Origin of the sequence: Arenibacter sp. F20364 (assembly GCF_023015905.1) — a bacterium.
Classification (GTDB): Bacteria; Bacteroidota; Bacteroidia; order Flavobacteriales; family Flavobacteriaceae; genus Arenibacter.
This window is the reverse complement of sequence record NZ_JALKBD010000081.1, coordinates 1-2,907: the sequence shown is the minus strand read 5'-3', so window position 1 is coordinate 2,907 and position 2,907 is coordinate 1. Positions and strand designations below refer to the sequence as shown.

The window sequence follows — 2,907 nt, the reverse complement described above, 5'->3', positions numbered from 1 at the left end:
AAAAAAATAGAGATAAAGTTTCCTAAATGGAAATGGTGGCAAGTAAATTTGGGATTGGGAATAATTTACATATTTACCAATGTAGATCCGATAGAACTATTACAAGTAGCAAAAGAACTGCTGAAAGTTTGGCTAGAAGGTTAATGTGCTACGGTTTCATTTGCAGATTGGCGAACAGACAGAGTTCAGATTACACCCTCGAGAGGTTGTAACGATTATTAGCCGCACGATTAAATCAATTGTTGTCTTTCTGTTCTGTTTTAAAATGCATGATACTATTTATTACCTGTTCTACGCTCCATGCAACAGTCTTAGAGAATTATCCATTCAGTCCGAGATTGGCCAATTAAAAGTTATGTAAGACAACAAACCATATTTATGCCCGTTGTAATTACTAACTAAACCACAATTAATGGCAAAATTTTTAAATACAAAAAAAGCTGTATCTGAAATAGAAGATTTAATTCGAGATGCAGACCAAAAGCTGATTTTAATATCGCCTTACCTTCGACTATCGAAAGATTTTAGAGAATTGCTCACTTACAGAAATAATATAGATAAAATCACTACAATAATTTTCGGAAAACAAGATCTTAACCCGAATGAAATGAAATTCTTGCAAGGATTGAGATTTGTAATTCTAAAATACAATCAAGATTTACACGCAAAGTGCTATTTAAATGATAATAAGATGATAATAACTTCTTTGAATCTTTATGAATTCTCAATGAATAACAATAAAGAAATGGGGGTATTAATTGACTTAAATGACGAACCCGATAATGAATTATTTGAAGACGCTTTAAGGGAAATTGATTATATAGACAAAACAAGTGAACGATTTGAATTTACATCTATACCAGATGATATAAAATCAGAGAAAAAAGAGCCCGAAACCCTAACTAAAACCTCTTCTTCTTATAATTCCAAGCTATTAACCACAAAGGAAATTTCCCAATTGACAGGTATTAGCAGCCGGAAAGTAAACGCTTGGTTTGTAGACAATAAATTGATGTATAAGGAGGAAGAAGACTGGATTGCCACTAAAAAAGGAAAAGAGCTTGGGTGTTCTGAAAAAGAAGGCCAATACGGAAAATTTGTTGTTTGGCCCGAAGACGTATTAGACGAATTAAAATTGAATTAACTTTTTACTATAGCGGGAAGAGTTGCACAACCCCTTAATTTTTAAAATAAAGATATCATAAAACGGCTATAAAGGCCGTTTTGTTTTTTTAACGGCATGATGTTGTATACATGGAATTCCATATGGACAAGCTAGTAGTGTCGCTTAGCGCGTAACCTTTCCTAAAGTTACAGACTAGTAATCAGATTTTTACCTCTTTTATCTATTTTCTTGCATACATCTGTATGGCTCTATGCCAAAAATAGGACAAAATGTTCCGTTGAGAGAAATTGACCCTGATACAGAAATGAAATGAAACTTGAATTAAGATTTTTAAGCAATTGAAAATCATCTATTTTTTGTTACAATTCTAACCAATTGAGGATAAGGGGGTACTGTCGGGATACGCCCTAAAAGTACCCATAGAAGCGAATTAGGCCCTATGTATATTGGGGATATCAAAATATTTTTCAATCTAAAAATGCACTTTAAGCAACTTTCAATTTTTTCATTCTCAACGGTTTCGTTCTATTGGCCATATCCAAGAAATAATATCCGAACCTTTTGATATGTCCCGTTAGATAAGGGCTGAGACAGGTCAGTAGTTCGGGCGTGACCTCAATATCTTTTTTATTTATTTTACTGATTATATCGGTCATATCCACAACATTATGAAAAATAATAGTGTTGGCGACTAGGTCGATATACTTGTTCCTTTTTTCCTGTTCCACCGGATCTCCTGTGGTTATCGTTGCTCCTCCGAACGTAATCCAATCATGAAAACTGTGGAACGATTCCACTTTGTTGGTGGCAGCGGTTATCCTTTGTCGTAGGTCCTTCGAATTCAGGTATTCCAATAGAAATTCCGTTCTGATGACCCTTCCCAGTTCCCGGAACACCCTATATAGTTTATTTTTCTTATTGTGCGTCCCCAGTTTTTGCAACAACGTAGAGGGCAGGACCTTTCCCTTTTTTATGGAGATCACCACCTGCATGAGGTCCTTCCAATGGGCCTGGATCAGGTCCCAATCGATAACATCGCTGAAAATACGGTCTATATGGGGGTAATGGTCATTTTTATCCACTTTGTAAAACTTGACATCGTCCCAGTTTCTCATCCTGGGCATAAGCTTTATCCTCAGAAGATGTGAGAGCCCGAAAACAGGTTCGTTCTGACCTTGGGTATCTGCATGAACCGTATCGGGACGCAATCTCGAATCGTTCTGCATCAATCCGTCAAGGATATATACAGCCTCCCATATGCCACAACCGATAAACTTACAGAACATGGCGATATAAGTATCGGAAATATGGTGGTACGATATACCGCCGTACCCTCCATATCGTATATGCCTCTCTCCTAGCAGGTTATTCTTTATCAACGGGATATGTGTCCCGTCGGCGGCAACACTTTTGCCATCCCCCCAGAAGCTTGGGAGTTCGAACGATGCATACCTATTGATCAAATCCACGGAGGCCGCATGCAATTTATCGGTGGTGATATGTTGGTCGTTTATCCGTTTGATCGTACGAAGGCTGATATCCTCTTTTATATGCCTGGCGGTCTGTGCCGCCCCAAGATTGCAGCCATATCCAAAAACGGTGTACAGATATTTAGAAAGGGCATTTTTCATTTTGGTCCTGTTACCAGATGGAGGCCCGAAATGTTTTGTGAAATCGCTCCAATGAGGCCTAGTGACCTCATAGCTGCATAAAACGACAACTTAGCTCACAGGTACTGAAAACACTGGCACTTCTTATACAATGGTTACATCTCAAAAGTT

1 protein-coding gene and 1 pseudogene are annotated in these 2,907 nt (G+C 37.7%); one reads left to right on the top strand and one right to left on the bottom strand.

The window, feature by feature from the left end; all coding sequences use genetic code 11:
• Positions 1-412: 412 nt before the first annotated feature.
• Positions 413-1,144 (top strand): phospholipase D family protein, encoded by a 732-nt coding sequence (locus MWU84_RS23670; protein ID WP_246906480.1) that lies wholly within the window; start codon positions 413-415, stop codon positions 1,142-1,144.
• 467 nt (positions 1,145-1,611) lie between these two features.
• Here MWU84_RS23670 and MWU84_RS23665 read toward each other — a convergent pair.
• Positions 1,612-2,799: pseudogene (locus MWU84_RS23665) on the bottom strand (transposase); the annotation flags it as partial.
• Positions 2,800-2,907: the final 108 nt, after the last annotated feature.

Bases quoted from the DNA above. Each gene is read 5' to 3' on its own strand.
- MWU84_RS23670 (WP_246906480.1), top strand. From the start codon at position 413: ATGGCAAAATTTTTAAATACAAAAAAAGCTGTATCTGAAATAGAAGAT.